The organism is Rhodococcus sp. P4_F5 (assembly GCF_056401315.1).
On the sequence record NZ_JBFUJP010000047.1, the window covers coordinates 1 to 15,492 of the forward strand.

A 15,492-nucleotide genomic window follows, 5' to 3' on the forward strand; every position below is an offset into this window, starting at 1 on the left:
TTCGTCTGGAACGTCTTCAAGAGCTACCGGTACGGCGAGATCGTCACGGTCGACGACCCGTGGGGCTACGGCAACTCGCTCGAGTGGGCCACCACCTGCCCGCCGCCGCGGCACAACTTCACCGAGCTGCCCCGGATCCGCAGCGAGCGCCCGGCCTTCGAGCTGCACTACCCGCACATGGTCGAGCGGATGCGCGCGGAAGCGCACGTCGGCGTGGGCCACGGTGGCAAGCAGGCCACCGCGGTGCTCGAGGACGCGCACTAAGTCACGACGAACCAACACAAGGCCCCGCCCGAGCTTCGGGCGGGGCCTTGTGTTTGGGAAATACGCCGGTTGGCACAATGGCTTGAAGACCCCGCGGCTGCGGGATGGAGGGAGTTCTCGGTGGGTTCAGACACCACGGTCCTGGTCACGGTGACGGGACCCGACCGCCCGGGCGTCACCTCGGTTCTGCTCGCGGCGCTCTCGCGCCACGACGTGAGCCTCCTCGACGTCGAACAGGTGGTCATCAGGGGCAGGTTGACCCTCGGGGTCCTCGTGTCCTGCCCCAACGACCCCGAGGCGCTGCAGGAGGCGGTCGAGGACTCGATGTCGACCGTCGGCATGCACGCGGACGTCGAGATCGGCGCCGACCCGGTGGGCCGGCCCGCGCCGTCCACCCATGCCGTGGTCGTCCTCGGCAGTCCCGTCACCGCGCGTGCCTTCAGCGTGCTGGCCCGGGAACTGGCCCGCCAGGGCGCGAACATCGACTCGATCCGCGGCATCGCGGACTACCCGGTCACCGGACTGGAGCTGATGGTCACCGCGGCCGACGCCGCGGCCGAGACGGACGCCGCCCTGCGCACCGGGCTGGCGGAGATCGCCGCCTCGCAGACCGTGGACATCGCGGTCGAGCGGGCCGGACTGGCCCGTCGCGCCAAGCGGCTCATCGTCTTCGACGTGGACTCGACGCTGGTGCAGGGCGAGGTCATCGAGATGCTGGCCGCCCGTGCCGGCAAGGAGGACGAGGTCCGGGCCGTCACCGAGGCCGCCATGCGCGGCGAGATCGACTTCTCGGAGTCGCTGCACCAGCGGGTCGCGGTGCTCGCCGGCCTGGACGAGTCCGTGATCGAGGAGGTCGGGCAGGCGCTCGAGCTGACGCCGGGCGCGCGCACCACCATCCGCACCCTGCGCCGCCTCGGATTCCACTGCGGCGTCGTCTCCGGCGGCTTCCGCCAGGTCATCGAGGGCCTCGCGCACGACCTGGAGCTGGACTTCGTCGAGGCCAACACCCTCGAGGTCGTCGACGGCAAGCTCACCGGCCGCGTCATCGGCGCGGTCGTGGACCGCGCGGCCAAGGCCGTGGCACTGCGCAATTTCGCGGCGCAGGCCGGGGTCCCTATGGAGCAGACCGTAGCGGTTGGCGACGGCGCCAACGACATCGACATGCTCACCGCGGCCGGGCTGGGCGTCGCCTTCAACGCGAAGCCGGCCCTGCGCGAGGTCGCGGACACCGCACTCTCGCATCCCTTCCTGGATGCGGTGCTGTTCATCCTCGGCGTCACCCGTGACGAGGTCGAGGCGGCCGACGCCGTGGACGGTCTGGTGCGCCGGGTCCCGCTGTGACGGAGCCGGGGCCCCTCGGGGTGCTCGACGAGGGTTTCGCCGCCCGGCACGCGGTGCTGGCCGCCGGGTACGGGCACCGGCCGGACCCGGCGGACCCGGCCCTGGTGCTGGCGATGCCGCTGGTGCTGCACCTTCCGAAGGCGGACCCGCCGCCGCGGAGCGCGGTGCTCGCGGCGGCCGCCGCCGCGACCGCCGCGCTGTGCCTGGACTCGCGGGTCGGCACCGGCGAGGACGGCGAACCGGGGCCGTGGCAACGGGACTACCTGGCCTGGACCGGCGCCCGGATCCGCAAGGTGGCCCGGCGGGCCCGGGGCGCCCAGTGGCTGGCCGCCCAGGACGTCGACGGCGTCACCGTCGAGGTCGACGGCGCCCAGGCCCGGGCCTTCGTGCCRGGCCCCGTGGGTGAGCTCGACCCCCGGATCCGGAAGCTGCAGATCGGCGGGACCGACCTCGAGCACGACGCGCCGGGGGACCCGGAGCCCGACCTGCCGGTGCTGTGGCTCAACCGTTCCCTCGACATGACGGTCGGCAAGACCGCCGCGCAGGTGGGGCACGCGGCGATGCTGCTGGCCGGTGCGATGACGCTCGCGCAGGCGGCGCAGTGGGCAGGCAGCGGGTTCCGGTGCTCGGTGCGCGACGCCGACCCGGACCGCTGGGCCGCGCTGACCGCCCGGGTGGCCGCGGGGCAGGCGATCGCCGTCCGCGACGCCGGGTTCACCGAGGTGGCGCCAGGTTCGATGACGGTGATCGCGCACCCCTGAGGGCGGACTCGTGGTGAGCGGCTTGGACTGCCGGGCCGGTTCGGCCTAAGGTTGGCCCGTCCAAGCACGGGAGCCCAGGCATCGATGGGCTGAGAGGGAGCACGGCTGCTCCGACCGTCACACCTGATCCGGGTCATTCCGGCGTAGGGAGCAGCGCGATGTCCACGGTACATCCACGTCCTGACGAGGCGGCCGCACAGCCGTCCGGCCCCACTTCGTCCCCGGCTGGCGTCGAACCGTCCTTCACCCTCGACGAGGCGCCCGCCCGGACCCTCGGCCTCGCCGCGCAGATCGGGCTGTGGGGCAACCTCGGGATCTCGCTACTCCTCCCGGTGGCCGCGACCTTCGCCGTGCTGCAGGGGCAGTCGTTGCTCGCCACCCTGCTCGCGGTGCTGCTCGGCGCGGTGATCGGTTCGACCCTGCTCGGGCTGTGCGCGGCGGCCGGCGCGACTGTCGGCGCGCCCGCGATGGTGATGATGCGGGGCCTGCTCGGCAACCGGCTGTCCGCGCTGCCGACGGTGTTCAACCTGGTGCAGTGCGTCGGCTGGGCCACCTTCGAGGTGTTCGTCATCGCCGAGGCCGCAGCCCGCCTCACCGGCTGGCAGCGTTGGCCGTTCGTCCTGCTCGGCGGCGCCCTGGCCACCGTGATGGCGCTGCGACCGCTGAAGGTGGTCGGCATCCTGGCCCGGTACGCGGTGTGGGCGGCGCTGGCGTCGACGGTGTACCTGCTGGTGAACGTGCTGATGAAGGACCTGCCCTCGCTCACCGACGGGAGTTTCGCCGGGTTCTGGACCAGCGTGGACCTGGTGATCGCGATGCCGATCTCCTGGGTGCCGCTGGCCGCCGACTACGCGCGGCACTCCAAGTCCCCGCGGGCGGCGTTCCTCGGCGCGACCGTCGGCTACGGCGGCGCGACCGTCGCCTTCTTCAGCCTCGGTGTGCTGGCGTTCGTCGCGTTCGGCCTCGAGCCCGGCTTCGACATCATCGGCAGCCTGCTGGTGCTCCCGCTGGCCGGGGTGGCGCTGCTGATCCTGCTGATCGACGAGGTGGACGAGGCCTTCGCGAACATCTACTCGACGGCGATGAGCGCGCAGAACCTGCGGCCCAGCCTGGACCGGCGCTACCTGGTGGTCGGCGTCGGCGCGGTCGCGACGCTGCTGGCGCTCACCGTCGACGCCTACAGCTACGAGCCGTTCCTGTTCCTGATCGGCGCGGTGTTCGTCCCGCTGACCGGCACCTTCCTGGTGGCCTTCTACCTGCTGCGCCGTGGCAGCTGGGACGTCTCGGCGTCCTCGCCCGCGCGCTGGGAGATGTTGCTGCCGTGGGCGGTCGGGTTCGTGGTGTACCAGCTCGTGACGCCCACCTACTTCACCGGTTTCGGTGCCGGGTGGACCCAGTGGTGGACGGACCTGCAGTCCGCGCTGGGGATCCCGGCCACCGGCTGGTCCGCCTCGCTGATCTCGCTCGTCGTCGCGGCGGCGGGCACCGCCCTGATCGGGCTCATCCGTCGACGAAAGGTGGTGCCGGCGTGAGCCTCTCGGCACGCTTGCAGGAAATGGGCCGGCCGCTGCTGGCCGCGCAGCTCGAGCACCCCACAGTGGCCGGCATCGGTGCGGGCGACCTCGACCCGGCGGTCTTCCGTGGCTGGCTCGAACAGGACTACCTGTACCTGCTGGACTACACCCGGGTGTTCGCGCGGCTGGCCTGGCAGGCCCCGGACGGGCATCTCGGTGACCTGGTGGACCTGGCCCACGCCACCTACCGCGAGGAACTCGACCTGCACCGCACCCTGTCCGAACCCTTTGGCGCGCAGTTCGACTCGGCCGTCAAGAGCCCGCAGTGCGAGGCGTACACCGGCTTCCTGCTTGACGCGGCGGCCGACTACGGCCGGGGCCTGGCCGCGCTGCTGCCGTGCACGTGGGGCTACTCCCAGCTCGGCAAGGCGCTCGCGGCCGACCCGCCGGCCGACCCTCGGTACCGGCGCTGGGTGGACACCTACGCCGATCCCGGCTTCGCCGCGCTGGCGGACCGGTGCGCCGCGATGCTCGACGAGGCGGCCCCGGACGAGGCCGTCGCCGAGGAGGCCTTCATGACGGCGATGCGGCACGAGCTGGACTTCTGGGACGCCCGGTGACCCGATCCGAGGCGCTGCTCGCCGGGCAGGCCGCGGTGTGGCCGGCGCTGGCCGAGCACCCGTTCGTGCTGGCCACCGCCGACGGCACGCTGCCGGAGGCCGCCTTCGACCGGTGGCTGCTCGAGGACCACGCCTTCGTCGTGGAGTTCCGCCGATTCCTGGCCGGTGTGCTCACCCTCGCGCCGGACGAGGCCTCCCGCGACGTGCTGGCCGGCGGCATCGCCGCGCTGACCCCCGAGCTGACGCTGTTCCGGGAGGAACTGGCCCGGCGCGGCCTGGACCCGGCCGCGCACACCCCGAGCCTGGGGTGCGCGTCGTACACCGGGTTCATGCTGGCGAGCCTGCACGACGGCTACGAGGTGGCCTCGGCGGTGCTGTACGGGGTGGAGAAGGCGTACCTCGACGCGTGGACCACGGTGCGCGAGCGGGCCGCGGCGGCGGGCTCGCGGTACCGCGAGTTCATCGACAACTGGGCCGCGGAACCGTTCGCCGCGTACGTCGCCGACCTCGGCACGCTGCTCGGCGGCGACCACCCGACCGAGGCGCAGCGCGTCGCGTTCGGCCGCGTCGCCGCCTTCGAGGTGCAGTTCTGGGACGCACTGGTCTGAGCGAAGACCGGTGCGGCGACACGCGTACCGGTCCTGCTGCAACCGCGTCGAACATGTGCGAGAGGATGGGCGTCGTGTCCGAACCTGATCCCGATCTGCTGATCGACTTCGAAGACGTTCTGATCCGTCGCGGCGGCGTCACCCTGGTGGGGCCCGTCAGCTGGCAGGTGGAGCTGGACGAGCGCTGGGTCGTCCTCGGCCCCAACGGCGCCGGCAAGACCTCCCTGCTGCGGATCGCGGCCGCCGAGGTGCATCCCACCGCCGGTCGCGCCCACCTGCTCGGGGAGGTGCTCGGCAAGGTGGACGTGAGCGAGTTGCGCCCGCGGATCGGGCTGTCCTCGTCCGCGCTGGCGCACCGGGTGCCCGCCGACGAGACGGTGCTCGACCTGGTGGTCTCAGCGGGGTACGCGGTGCTCGGCCGCTGGCGTGAGCAGTACGAGGAGATGGACACCACCCGCGCGGTGGAGATGCTCGAGAGCCTCGGCGCCGAGCACCTCGCCGAGCGCACCTACGGCACCCTCTCCGAGGGCGAACGCAAGCGGGTGCTGATCGCGCGCGCCCTGATGACCGACCCGGAACTGCTGCTGCTCGACGAGCCGGCCGCGGGCCTGGACCTCGGCGGCCGTGAGGAACTCGTGGCCAGGCTGTCCGTGCTCGCCGCCGACCCGGACGCCCCCGCGACCGTGCTGATCACCCACCACGTCGAGGAGATCCCGCCCGGATTCACGCACGCGCTGTTGCTCAACGAGGGGCAGGTCGTCGCGCAGGGGCTGATCGACGACGTGATCACCGCGGAGAACCTGACGAGCGCGTTCAGCCAGTCGATCGTCCTGGAGAAGGTCGACGGCCGCTTCTTCGCGCGGCGCAGCAGGGTGCCCGGTCAGCACCGTCGCTGACCGCGGAGCGTAGGTTCCGGGAATGGCTGCAATCGACAATCTGCCCGAAGTCCCGCCGAAGGACGCCTCCACCGTGATCCTGGTGCGGGACTCCGCATCCGGGCCGGAGGTGTTCCTCCTGCGCCGTGTGGTCGGCATGGCCTTCGCCGGCGGCATGACCGTGTTCCCGGGCGGCGGCGTGGACCCGCAGGACGCCGACGCGGACGTCGCGTGGAGCGGGCCGCCGGTGTCCTGGTGGGCGGAGCGGTTCGGCGTGGACGAGGGCCGGGCGAAGGCCCTGGTCTGCGCCGCGGTCCGGGAGACCTTCGAGGAGTGCGGTGTGCTGCTCGCCGGTCCGACCGCGGACACCGTCGTCGCGGACACCTCTGGCTACGCGGACGCCCGCAGGCGGTTGGAGGCGCGTGAGCTCTCCTTCAGCGAGTTCCTGGCCCGTGAGAACCTGGTGCTGCGCGCGGATCTGCTTCGGCCCTGGTCGAATTGGATCACCCCGGTGGGGGAGACCCGCCGTTACGACACCCGTTTCTTCGTGGCCGCGGCGCCCGCGGGGCAGGTCGCGGACGGCGAGACCTCCGAGGCCGAGGAGGTGTCGTGGCAGACGCCGGCCGAGGCCATCGCGGACTGGTCGAAGGGCCACACCATGCTGCTGCCCCCGACCTGGTCGCAGCTCCGCTCGATCGCCGAGTTCGACACCGTGGCCGGGGTACTGGCCGCCGAGCCCGAGATCCCGGTGATCCTGCCGAAGCTGTACGAAGAGGACGGTGAACTGCGGGTTCGCTTCCCCAACCAGGAGCCCTACTACGCCGCCGGGGCGCACCCATGGGGCAAACGGTAGCCTTCGCGGCATGGCTGAGTTTGTGACTCTCGAGGTATCTGACGGCATCGGCACCATCCGGCTGGCCCGTCCACCGATGAACGCGTTGAACCGTCAGCTGCAGGAGGAGCTCCGGGCCGCGGCCCGCGAGGCCACCGTCAACTCGGAGGTCAAGGCCGTCATCGTCTACGGCGGCGAGAAGGTCTTCGCGGCGGGTGCCGACATCAAGGAGATGGCGGAGATGTCCTTCGCCGAGATGGCGCCGATCGCAGGCGAACTGCAGTCTGCGCTCGGCTCGATCGCGGAGATCCCCAAGCCCACCGTCGCGGCGATCACCGGCTACGCGCTCGGTGGCGGACTTGAGATCGTCCTCGGCGCGGACCGTCGTATCGCCGGCGACAACGCGAAGCTCGGCGTTCCGGAGGTGCTGCTCGGTGTGATCCCCGGCGGCGGTGGCACGCAGCGCCTGGCGCGCCTGATCGGCCCGAGCAAGGCCAAGGACATGGTGTTCACGGGCCGCTTCGTCGGCGCCGAGGAGGCCCTCGCGATCGGCCTGATCGACGAGATGGTCGCCCCCGACGAGGTGTACAACGCGGCCCGCGCCTGGGCGTCGAAGTTCGTCGGCGGTGCCAGCCGTGCACTGGCCGCCGCGAAGGCGTCCATCGACCAGGGTCTGGACACGGACCTGAACACGGGCCTGAAGATCGAGGCGCAGCAGTTCGCAGCCCTTTTCGCGACCCAGGACCGGACCATCGGCATGGCTTCCTTCGTGGAGAACGGCCCGGGCAAGGCGCAGTTCACGGGGGAGTAGTAGCGCATTCCGGCGCGAAAAACTAGAACTTGTTCATCTCTTACCAGCGAGTAGGATCGCCCCCATGACTGCAAGCCCCACTGACGACACATCCGTCGCCGCGACCGCCCCCGGAGACGTGGTGGACCCCGCGCCGCGTCCGCACGCCACCGCCGAAGAGGTCGAGGCGGCTCGTAAGGACACGAAGCTCGCCCAGGTGCTGTACCACGACTGGGAAGCGGAGACCTACGACGACAAGTGGTCGATCTCGTACGACGAGCGCTGCATCGACTACGCCAAGGGCCGGTTCGACGCCGTCGCCGGGGACCTGCCGCTGCCGTACGAGCGGGCGCTCGAACTGGGCTGCGGCACAGGCTTCTTCCTGCTCAACCTGATGCAGGGCGGGGTCGCCAAGACCGGCTCCGTCACCGACCTCTCGCCCGGCATGGTCAAGGTCGCGCTGCGCAACGCCGAGCACCTCGGCCTGGAGGTCGACGGTCGCGTCGCCGACGCCGAGCGGATCCCTTACGACGACAACACCTTCGACCTCGTCGTCGGACACGCCGTGCTGCACCACATCCCGGACGTCGAGCAGTCGCTGCGCGAGGTGCTGCGGGTGCTCAAGCCGGGCGGCCGTTTCGTCTTCGCCGGCGAGCCCTCCACGGTCGGCAACTTCTACGCCCGCTGGCTCGGCCGCGCCACCTGGGAGGCCACCACCACGGTCACCAAACTGCCGTTCCTGGCCGACTGGCGTCGTCCGCAGGAAGAGCTCGACGAGTCCTCCCGCGCCGCGGCGCTCGAGGCCGTCGTCGACATCCACACCTTCGACCCCACCGACCTCGAGAACATGGCGAAGTCGGCCGGCGGCACCGAGGTGCGGGCCATCACCGAGGAGTTCGCCGCGGCGCTGCTCGGCTGGCCGGTCCGGACCTTCGAGGCGGCGGTTCCGCCGGAGAAGCTCGGCTGGGGCTGGGCCAAGTTCGCGTTCGGTGGGTTCAAGACGCTGAGCTGGGTCGACGAGAAGGTGCTCAAGCACATCGTCCCGCGCAACTTCTTCTACAACGTGATGATCACCGGCGTGAAGCCGGAAGCGAAGTAGTAGGGGCGAAGATTCTCTGTGGGCTATGACTTCACCACGGAGGACGTCCGGTACCTGAGGTCATCCGACGGTGCCGCCGCCCTCGCGGAGGTCGATCGGCTCGAACTGTCCACGCGCACGCACCTGGCCGACATCGGCCGGGTGCGTACGCGTTTCGGTGACCGCTCCGGCGCGCTCGTGGAGACCGTGCTGCTGCGCCGGCGGGCGGTGGGCAAACTCGACGAGCCCKCGCACTGGTTGCTGACCGACGACGCCCTGCAGCAGGCGACCCCGACGGTGGTCGCCCGCCGTCGGGCCCGCCGCGTCGCGGGCCGGGCGGTGCACGACGTGACCTGTTCGGTCGGCGCCGAGTTGTCGGCGCTGGTGGGTGTCGCGAGCGACGTCCTCGGCAGCGACCTCGATCCGGTGCGCCTGGCGATGGCCGCGCGCAACGTGCCCGCCGCGACCGTGCTGCGGGCCGACGCCCTGGTCCCGGTCAGCCGTGACACCGTCGTGCTGGCGGACCCGGCGCGGCGGGCGGGCGGCAAGCGGCGGCACGACCCGTCCGCGCTGCAACCGCCGCTGCCGGACCTGCTCGAGGCCTACCGCGGTCGCGACCTGTCGGTCAAGTGCGCGCCCGGCCTCGACTACGACGCCCTGGACTGGGACGGCGAGGTGGAGGTCGTCTCGCTCGCCGGCGGGGTGCGCGAGGCCTGCCTGTGGTCGCCGGGCCTGGCGGAACCGGGGGTGCGACGCCGGGCCACCGTGCTGGCCGCCGACGGCACGGGCTGGGAGATCACCGACGCCGAACCGGACGACATTCCGGAGCGTGAGCCCGGGGAGTGGATCGTGGACCCGGACGGCGCGGTGGTGCGGGCCGGCCTGGTGCGGCACTACGGCGCCCGGCACGGGCTGTGGCAGCTCGACCCGCGGATCGCCTACCTGACCGGGGACGCGGTGCCCGCCGGCATGCGCGGCTTCCGGATCATCGAACAGCTCAAGTACACGGAGAAGGCGCTGCGTCAGGAGCTGGCCCGGCTCGACTGCGGCGTGGTGGAGATCCTGGTGCGCGGTGTCGACGTGGACCCGGCGGTGTTGCGGCCCCGGCTCAAGCCGCGTGGCTCCGCGTCGCTGTCGGTGGTGCTGACCCGGATCGGCCGCACGCCGGTCGCCTTCGTCTGTGCGGCGGGCGCCCGCGACTGAGCGCCGCCCGGTCCCGCGCCGAGTGTGCACCCACCGGTGCGTCGCCCGCGAGCGCCCGTCGGCAGGTCACACTCGGCGGGGCGTCAGCGTAGGACGAACAGTTCGCCGATCACGGTGGTGGTGAGCACCTCGCCGTCGGGCCCGATCGCGGTGCCCGTCGTGGGACCGCTGCCGCCGGGCAGGGTGTCCTGGTCGAGCGTCTCGCCGGTCCCGGTGTCGAAGGTCAGCAGCGCCGTGGGGGCCGACGCGTCGGGACCCTCCCGCACCTCGGTGTAGCCGACGGCGCCGCCGGCCTGCGCGGACGCGCCGACCGGGGCGACGTCCTCACGTTCCCACACCACCTCCGCGTGGTCGCCCTCGTCCCGCAGCGCCAACAGGTGCCCGCCCTCGCCGGGAGCCGGGATGATCAGCCCGCCCGCCGACACCGACGGGGTGCCCGCGGCGGGGTAGCCGAGCGCGTGGTTCCAGCGGACCTGCCCGGTGGCGGCGTCGAGCGCCCAGAGCGTGCCCTGGTTGTCCCCGGCGTAGACCGTCGTGCCGTCGGCGGAGAGGCTGGGGCTCGACGAGGTGCCGCCGTCGAGGACGTCCGCGGACCACAGTCCGGTGAGGGCGCCGTCGGCGTACCGCATCGCGACCACGGAGGCCCGGTCGTGGTCGGGCAGGCGCAGCGTGAGGTAGAAGTTGCCGCTGGCGAGGTCGATCGCGGGACCGGCCGGCACCGGGCACTCGGGGGCGCCGAAGGCGCACTGGTCCAGACCGAGGTCGGCCGGCGGCAGCGGCAGGTTCTGCCCCTCGGCCGCGGTCGGTGCCGGGATCAGCTGGTGCGAGGGGACCACCTCGCGGCCGTTCTGCGGGTTCAGCACGGTCACCACGCCGAACTGGGTGACGAACAGGAGGTTGCCGTCGCCGGTGAACTGAGCCGACAGCGGGGTCCCGCTGACGATCGTGCGCCAGCGCAGCTGGCCGTTCTCGGTGAACGAGTTCATCGCGCCGTCCTCGCCGACGTACACGTTGGTGGCGGCGTCGACGACCGGGGTGGACGCGGCGACGGCGGGCGCGAGTCGGTTGCACCAGCGCTTGCGGCCGCTGTCCATCTCGAACGAGTAGAGGTTGCACCCGTTCTCGGCGTGGGTGGTGACGAAGATCTGCCCGCTCGCGGCGACGGTGGGGCCGCTGGTGGTCGGCGAGAGGAGCGGCCGCGACCAGGTGAACGAGGGGGACTGGGGGCCGGTCACCGTCGAGGTGTTGCTGTTGCGGGCGTCGGCGTGCGCACCGGGCCAACCGCCTGCGCCGAAGATGTCCTGGACCTGTGGCTCGCCTCCGCACGCGGAGAGGGTCAGCGCCGCGACCGCCGTCAGGGAGACCGTCGTCGAACGTAGGACACGCCGCATTTCTTCACTCCTCGTGTGGATTTCGCTCGTTGCAGACTATCGGTCCCGCCGCTGCGGAGGAGACACCCGCCCCCCGAATTCGTAGACATTTCAATCAATTCGGTACCCCGGAATTTCGAATTGTCACGGGCCCAAAGTTTCTCTCGACCCTGTAATTGATTCGTGATTAAATTACTGGAAGCTTCGAGTTCCTGGTTCGTGTTCGTAGTTAGCCAGTCAAACTTTCGATTCCGATCGAATTTGTGTTCAATGGCTGAATGGGACGGGGTCGGATGAGCATCGCGGACAGACCAATGCAATCGCTGCCTGCTGTCGAGACCGACGTCGACCACCTGCTCGGCTGTCGTGGTGCCGGCGTCGTCGTCGTCATCGCCCTCATCTTCGGGGTGGCCCTGCTCGTCGGCGCGATGACGGCCTCGCTCGGGGCCGGAATCCTCGTCGGGCTCGCCGGCGCCGGCGCCTCGGTGGTGCTGTGCCGGGCCTGTCGCTTCGGTGACGGCGAGATTCGGTGACGCCCGGAAGGTGAACCCGGTGGGGTGACCCGGGTAGTGGCGGAGCTCACCACGGCTAGCCGTAGGCTGTCGATCCATGACCAGCATGTGGGGCGCACCGTTGCGCACGAGGTGGCGAGGATCCAGGCGGACCGACAGCGACCAGGCACAGTTCCTGACCCGTGACTCGCTGCGCTGGGTGCTCGCGAACAAGGCATACACACCCTGGTACCTGGTTCGTTACTACCGCCTGGCCAAGTTCAAGCTGGCCAATCCGCACGTGGTGCTGCGGGGCATGGTGTTCCTCGGCAAGAACGTGGAGATCCACTCGACGCCCGGGCTCTCCCGCCTCGAGATCGGCAAGTGGGTGCACATCGGCGACGGCAACGCGATCCGCTGCCACGAGGGTTCGCTGCGGATCGGCGACAAGGTCGTCTTCGGCAAGGACAACGTCGTCAACACCTACCTCGACATCGAGATCGGGGCCTCCACCCTGGTCGCCGACTGGTGCTACATCTGCGACTTCGACCACCGGATGGACGACGTCAACGTGCCGATCAAGGACCAGGGCATCGTCAAGGGCCCGGTCAGGATCGGCCCCGACACCTGGGTCGCCGCCAAGGTCACCGTGCTGCGCAACACCGCGATCGGCCGGGGCTGCGTGCTCGGCGCCCACGCGGTCGTCAAGGGTGAGGTGCCGGACTACAGCATCGCCGTCGGCGCCCCGTCCAAGGTCGTGAAGAACCGCAAGGAGGCGTGGGAGGCCGGCGCCGCCGACCGCGCGAAGTACGTCGCGGCCCTCGAGGACATCGCCCGCAAGAAGGCGGCCGCCGAGACCCGCGCGGCCGAGCTCGACGCCGCCGGCACATCGGCCAACGGTTCGGCCGGGGCGTAGACACCGCGCACCCGACCGAACCGCACCAGGACACCCCCGGCGCCCGCTACCGATCCGGTAGCGGGCGCTGTGGGATGTCGGGGCGGGCGAGCGGGTGCCGCACCCGGCGCTTGGCGCTGAGGTACACCTGCGCGGTGTCCTGAGCCACCTGCTGCCAGTCGAAGTCGGAGGTGAGCCGGTCCCGGGCCGCCTTGGCGCGGGTCTGCGCCGCGGCCGGATCGTCGAGCACCTCCCGGACCGCGGACGTCAGGCCCTCCACGTCGGCGGGCTGGAACGACATCCCGGTGACGCCGTCCACCACGGCCTCGCCCAGACCGCCGGCCCGCGAGGCCACCAGTGGGGCGCCGGCCGCGGCCGCCTCGAGCGCGATGATGCCGAACGGCTCGTAGCGGCTCGGCAGCACGATCGCGTCGGTGCCGTGCAGCCAGCCGAGCAGTTCGGTGTGGTCGAGGCTGCCGAGGAAGGTGACCGACCGGACCACTCGGTGCTGGCGGGCCAGGTCCTGCAGCCATCCGTACTGGGTGCCCTCGCCGGCGATGGCCAGCGTGGTGCCGGGATGGCTGCGCCGGATCCGGGGGAGCGCGGCGATGATGTCCTGCACGCCCTTCTCGTACTCGAGCCGGCCGACGTAGAGCAGCCGCGGCGGGCCCGAACGCGGCGCGCGATCACGGTAGTTCCAGGTGGTCACGTCGATTCCGTTGCGGATCACCGTGATCGGCGCCAACTGCGGGCCGTAGAGCTCGGTGACCTCGTCCTCCATCGACGCCGAGCAGGTGATGATCGCGTCGGACTCGTTGGCCAGCCACCACTCGACGGAGTGCACCTGCCGGTTGATGGTGCCGGAGATCCAGCCGCTGTGCCGGCCGGCCTCGGTGGCGTGCAGCGTCGAGACGAGCGGCACGTCGAAGAACTCGGCCAGCGCGATGGCCGGGTGCGCGACCAGCCAGTCGTGCGCGTGCACGACGTCGGGGTACCAGCCCTCGCCGAGTCCCGGCTTGGCCAGCCCGACGCCGGCCCGCACCATCGCGTGCCCCATCGCCAGGGTCCAGGCCAGCATGTCCTCGCCGAACACGAAGTGCGGCGGGTCCTCGGCCACCGCGACCACCAGCACGCCCTCGGAGATGTGCGTGATGGTCGGGTGGGTGGCGGCGTCCGTCCCGGTGGGCCGGCGCGAGAGCACCACCACCTCGTGGCCAGCCTGGACCATCTCGGTGGCCAGGTGGTGAACGTGCCGGCCGAGACCGCCGACCACCACCGGTGGGTATTCCCACGACACCATCAGAACCTTCATGCCTGGCCTCCGGTCCATTCGTCGGGCAGCCGCCGTGCATCGAGCCCGGGGAACAACCCGTCGGCGCCGTTCCAGCCGTCGGCCAGTCGCTGCGCCCGCTCCCGGTGTCCCGACGCGACCGCCTCGGCGATCTCGCGGGTGGCGTGCGCGTGCTTGTGGGCGCGCTCGCGTGCGTAGCCGGCCGCGGAGTCCTTGCTCACCATGAACGCCCAGTCGCTCTGCACGGTCATGATCGCCTCGCGCAGGATCTGGTCGTTGACGCGGTCGCGCAGTTCGGGACGTCCCGGGGCGCGCCCGCCGGCCCTGGCCTTGTCCACGGTGTCGAGGGCGGTCTGGACCACCTCGTCGTTGAGCCGCACCAGGTCCTGGACCTGGTCGCCGGCCCACACCCGCCAGTCCTTGCCGCTGCCCCAGGAGGAGTCGGCCAGGTCCACCGGCTCCCCGACGTACCCCTTCTCGCGCGCCTGACGCAGGGTGCCGACGTCGACGCCGGCCTCCGGCAGGGCGCGCAACACCTTCTCCAGCCACTGCGGACCCTCGAACCACCAGTGCCCGAACAGTTCGGTGTCGAACGCGGCCACCACCAGGGACGGTCGCCCGGTGCGGTCGTTCTCCTCGCGGATCCGGGCCTTGACGGTCGCGACGAAGTCCTCGACGTGCTGGTCGATCGCGGCGGCCGCGAGCTCCGGGTCGTACGGGGCCTTGTCCTTGGAGTCGACGGTCCGCCCGGTGACGCGGGACGGCTTGAGCCCGGTGTCGTGGTCGTAGGTGTGGAAGTCGCGGTAGGCGCCGTGCCCGGGGTAGCCGGACTTCGGCGACCACACCCGGTAGCTGACCTGCAGGTCCCGGCCGAACGCGACGACGTCCGAGTCGCGGACCGGCCGGCCCAGCGAGGTGTCGCCGCGCAGCGCCGGCCCGTCCACCATGAAGTGCCGGACGCCGGCGTCGGCGTACTCGAGTTCCATGCCGGGGGTGTACCCGCACTCCGGTGCCCAGATGCCGGACGGCTTTGTGCCCCAGCGCATCTGCGCGTCGGCCAGGCCCTCGCCGAGCTGGAAGCGGCGCAGGCGGGGGTGCAGCAGCGGCTGGAACGGGTGCGCGAGCGGGCCGCCGAGCAGCTCGATGGCGTCCGCGTCGACGAGTTCGCGCAGCACCGGCGACCCGCCGTGTGCCCAGCGCTCCTCGAAGTCGGTGAGCGCCGCGGCCGAGAGTCGGTGTTCGCGGGCGCCGAGGTCGCGGCGCGGCTGGTCGTCCATGCCGGCCGCCTCGTGGGCGCGCAGCTGCCAGTTGCCCAGCCAGTGGTGCATGCCGGCGAGGCAGTGCGGGTCGTCGAGCTGCGCGGCGAGCACCGGGGTGATTCCGAGCGTGAGCAGGTCGGTGCGCCCCTCCGCGGCGAGGGTGCGCAGCACGCGGGTCACCGGCAGGTAGGTCGCCGCCCACGACTGGTAGAGCCATTCCTCGCCCACGGGCCACCGCCCGTGGTTGGCGAGCCAGGGCAGGTGGGAGTGCAGGACCAGGCAGAACATCCCCCGGTCCGT

At 71.6% G+C, this 15,492-nt stretch carries 15 protein-coding genes, 1 pseudogene and 1 riboswitch; of the genes and pseudogenes, 13 read left to right on the forward strand and 3 right to left on the reverse strand.

Going from position 1 to position 15,492, the window contains the following annotated elements:
* From AC1DU4_RS17845 to AC1DU4_RS17895, 11 genes and pseudogenes are all read left to right on the forward strand, one after another.
* Window positions 1-264, forward strand: a pseudogene (locus tag AC1DU4_RS17845) (cytochrome ubiquinol oxidase subunit I); the annotation flags it as partial.
* A gap of 120 nt (window positions 265-384) precedes the next feature.
* Window positions 385-1,605 carry a phosphoserine phosphatase SerB gene (serB, locus tag AC1DU4_RS17850; RefSeq protein ID WP_477842014.1) on the forward strand — a complete coding sequence of 407 codons (1,221 nt, stop codon included), beginning with the start codon at window positions 385-387 and terminating at the stop codon, window positions 1,603-1,605.
* A complete protein-coding gene (locus AC1DU4_RS17855; RefSeq protein ID WP_477842016.1) occupies window positions 1,602-2,366 on the forward strand; it encodes an aminoacyl-tRNA hydrolase in 765 nt (254 codons plus the stop codon). The genes serB and AC1DU4_RS17855 overlap by 4 nt, the downstream gene beginning before the upstream one ends.
* 56 nt (window positions 2,367-2,422) lie before the next feature.
* A riboswitch (TPP riboswitch) is annotated at window positions 2,423-2,533 on the forward strand.
* The gene (locus tag AC1DU4_RS17860; protein WP_072845091.1) at window positions 2,525-3,898 is read left to right on the forward strand and encodes a purine-cytosine permease family protein; all 1,374 of its coding nucleotides are present in this window, start codon (window positions 2,525-2,527) and stop codon (window positions 3,896-3,898) included. Its footprint overlaps the riboswitch before it by 9 nt.
* Window positions 3,895-4,500, forward strand: coding sequence for a TenA family protein (locus AC1DU4_RS17865; RefSeq protein WP_072845092.1), 606 nt, complete (start codon window positions 3,895-3,897; stop codon window positions 4,498-4,500). Before AC1DU4_RS17860 ends, AC1DU4_RS17865 begins: the two co-directional genes overlap by 4 nt.
* Complete coding sequence (locus tag AC1DU4_RS17870) at window positions 4,497-5,108, forward strand: thiaminase II/PqqC family protein (protein WP_477842019.1); 612 nt, start codon at window positions 4,497-4,499, stop codon at window positions 5,106-5,108. Before AC1DU4_RS17865 ends, AC1DU4_RS17870 begins: the two co-directional genes overlap by 4 nt.
* 65 nt (window positions 5,109-5,173) lie before the next feature.
* Window positions 5,174-6,004, forward strand: coding sequence for an ABC transporter ATP-binding protein (locus AC1DU4_RS17875; RefSeq protein ID WP_072845094.1), 831 nt, complete (start codon window positions 5,174-5,176; stop codon window positions 6,002-6,004).
* Window positions 6,005-6,026: 22 nt separating this feature from the next.
* Window positions 6,027-6,836 (forward strand): NUDIX hydrolase, encoded by an 810-nt coding sequence (locus AC1DU4_RS17880; RefSeq protein WP_477842021.1) that lies wholly within the window; start codon window positions 6,027-6,029, stop codon window positions 6,834-6,836.
* Between the two features lie 10 nt (window positions 6,837-6,846).
* Window positions 6,847-7,626: an enoyl-CoA hydratase/isomerase family protein gene (locus tag AC1DU4_RS17885; protein ID WP_072845097.1), complete on the forward strand. Its 780-nt coding sequence runs from the start codon at window positions 6,847-6,849 to the stop codon at window positions 7,624-7,626.
* Window positions 7,627-7,690: 64 nt separating this feature from the next.
* On the forward strand, window positions 7,691-8,704 hold the full coding sequence (locus AC1DU4_RS17890; protein ID WP_477842024.1) for a class I SAM-dependent methyltransferase: 1,014 nt from the start codon (window positions 7,691-7,693) through the stop codon (window positions 8,702-8,704).
* An 18-nt stretch (window positions 8,705-8,722) separates the two neighbouring features.
* Window positions 8,723-9,886 carry a THUMP-like domain-containing protein gene (locus tag AC1DU4_RS17895; RefSeq protein ID WP_477842026.1) on the forward strand — a complete coding sequence of 388 codons (1,164 nt, stop codon included), beginning with the start codon at window positions 8,723-8,725 and terminating at the stop codon, window positions 9,884-9,886.
* 83 nt (window positions 9,887-9,969) lie between these two features.
* On the opposite strand, the gene AC1DU4_RS17900 is transcribed toward AC1DU4_RS17895, so the two are convergent.
* Window positions 9,970-11,277: an outer membrane protein assembly factor BamB family protein gene (locus AC1DU4_RS17900; protein ID WP_477842028.1), complete on the reverse strand. Its 1,308-nt coding sequence runs from the start codon at window positions 11,275-11,277 to the stop codon at window positions 9,970-9,972.
* A 293-nt stretch (window positions 11,278-11,570) separates the two neighbouring features.
* Here AC1DU4_RS17900 and AC1DU4_RS17905 point away from each other — a divergent pair, with 293 nt between their 5' ends.
* Both AC1DU4_RS17905 and AC1DU4_RS17910 read left to right on the forward strand, forming a co-directional pair.
* The gene (locus tag AC1DU4_RS17905) at window positions 11,571-11,789 is read left to right on the forward strand and encodes a hypothetical protein (protein ID WP_139191207.1); all 219 of its coding nucleotides are present in this window, start codon (window positions 11,571-11,573) and stop codon (window positions 11,787-11,789) included.
* Window positions 11,790-11,865: 76 nt separating this feature from the next.
* Window positions 11,866-12,663: an acyltransferase gene (locus AC1DU4_RS17910; protein ID WP_477842030.1), complete on the forward strand. Its 798-nt coding sequence runs from the start codon at window positions 11,866-11,868 to the stop codon at window positions 12,661-12,663.
* Window positions 12,664-12,709: 46 nt separating this feature from the next.
* On the opposite strand, the gene AC1DU4_RS17915 is transcribed toward AC1DU4_RS17910, so the two are convergent.
* On the reverse strand, window positions 12,710-13,954 hold the full coding sequence (locus AC1DU4_RS17915) for a glycosyltransferase family 4 protein (RefSeq protein ID WP_477842032.1): 1,245 nt from the start codon (window positions 13,952-13,954) through the stop codon (window positions 12,710-12,712).
* Entirely contained in the window at window positions 13,951-15,480 is a 1,530-nt protein-coding gene (locus tag AC1DU4_RS17920) for a 1,4-alpha-glucan branching protein domain-containing protein (RefSeq protein WP_477842062.1), read from the reverse strand. Before AC1DU4_RS17920 ends, AC1DU4_RS17915 begins: the two co-directional genes overlap by 4 nt.
* Between the last annotated feature and the right edge of the window lie 12 nt (window positions 15,481-15,492).

Bases quoted from the DNA above. Each gene is read 5' to 3' on its own strand.
- AC1DU4_RS17860 (WP_072845091.1), top strand. From the start codon at position 2,525: ATGTCCACGGTACATCCACGTCCTGACGAGGCGGCCGCACAGCCGTCC.
- AC1DU4_RS17875 (WP_072845094.1), top strand. From the start codon at position 5,174: ATGGGCGTCGTGTCCGAACCTGATCCCGATCTGCTGATCGACTTCGAA.
- AC1DU4_RS17880 (WP_477842021.1), top strand. From the start codon at position 6,027: ATGGCTGCAATCGACAATCTGCCCGAAGTCCCGCCGAAGGACGCCTCC.
- AC1DU4_RS17885 (WP_072845097.1), top strand. From the start codon at position 6,847: ATGGCTGAGTTTGTGACTCTCGAGGTATCTGACGGCATCGGCACCATC.
- AC1DU4_RS17890 (WP_477842024.1), top strand. From the start codon at position 7,691: ATGACTGCAAGCCCCACTGACGACACATCCGTCGCCGCGACCGCCCCC.
- AC1DU4_RS17900 (WP_477842028.1), bottom strand. From the start codon at position 11,277: ATGCGGCGTGTCCTACGTTCGACGACGGTCTCCCTGACGGCGGTCGCG.
- AC1DU4_RS17905 (WP_139191207.1), top strand. From the start codon at position 11,571: ATGCAATCGCTGCCTGCTGTCGAGACCGACGTCGACCACCTGCTCGGC.
- AC1DU4_RS17910 (WP_477842030.1), top strand. From the start codon at position 11,866: ATGACCAGCATGTGGGGCGCACCGTTGCGCACGAGGTGGCGAGGATCC.
- AC1DU4_RS17915 (WP_477842032.1), bottom strand. From the start codon at position 13,954: ATGAAGGTTCTGATGGTGTCGTGGGAATACCCACCGGTGGTGGTCGGC.
- AC1DU4_RS17920 (WP_477842062.1), bottom strand. From the start codon at position 15,480: ATGTTCTGCCTGGTCCTGCACTCCCACCTGCCCTGGCTCGCCAACCAC.